Origin of the sequence: Citrobacter sp. Cs237 (assembly GCF_030332325.1) — a bacterium.
Classification (GTDB): Bacteria; Pseudomonadota; Gammaproteobacteria; order Enterobacterales; family Enterobacteriaceae; genus Citrobacter_A; species Citrobacter_A sedlakii.
Map to the genome: position 1 here is coordinate 1 of NZ_JAOWIB010000046.1, position 302 is coordinate 302.

The window sequence follows — 302 nt, forward strand, 5'->3', positions numbered from 1 at the left end:
GAATGGCGGCTGGTGGGAGAGGCGTAAGTCTCCGGCTTAAACCCGGGAAGATATTCCCGGGTATTTCAGGGAAGGATAAAGACAATGTCATTACCGAGACGAACATACTGTTCTGCAGGCGTATTGCTGACCTGCCTGTTGCTCGCGGCCTGCGATCAGACAGCAGTCGCTCCGGCCAGCCATAAACCCGCCGTGGACCCGTTACCGACGATCAATACCCGGCTGGCGTTTACCTGCAAACATGAAAATATTCCGCAGCCTTCTGTGGAGAGTGAGGTGTTATTTAAGTACGCGCGCTGGCT

The 302-nt window shown here is 54.6% G+C and carries 1 pseudogene; it reads left to right on the forward strand.

Going from position 1 to position 302, the window contains the following annotated elements:
- Positions 1-84: 84 nt before the first annotated feature.
- Positions 85-302 (forward strand): annotated as a pseudogene (locus OGY07_RS01825) (hypothetical protein); the annotation flags it as partial.